This is a genomic window from Mesorhizobium sp. M2E.F.Ca.ET.209.01.1.1 (assembly GCF_004010375.2).
Lineage (GTDB): Bacteria > Pseudomonadota > Alphaproteobacteria > Rhizobiales > Rhizobiaceae > Mesorhizobium.
On sequence record NZ_SADP02001199.1, the window covers coordinates 1 to 289 of the forward strand.

Annotated in this window: 1 protein-coding gene; it reads right to left on the reverse strand. The window is 67.8% G+C overall.

The window, feature by feature from the left end; all coding sequences use genetic code 11:
- Window positions 1-289: substrate-binding domain-containing protein (locus tag EN852_RS39720; protein WP_145994167.1), on the reverse strand; the 289-nt coding region annotated here is incomplete at both ends.

Here is a 289-nt window from a genome sequence, read left to right on the forward strand (position 1 = left end):
CATTGGCCTCGAGGTTGACCAGGGTCTCCATCACGGTGAAGTCGGGCGCGCGCTCGCGGAAGAAAGAGCGGAAGCCGATCTCGCGAAGCTCATGGCCGTGGAAGCGGTGGCTGCCGACGAAGAGCGCCACCTTGCCCGGCTTCCTGGCGGCCTTGGCGATCATCCAGGCGGCGCTCCGCCCGCCCTTGCGGTTGTCTAGACCGACATTGCCCTCGCGGATGCCGGCGGCGAAGTCGGACAGCAGCCAGAAGACCGGCTGCCCCCTCGCCTTCAGTGTCTCGACGACCGC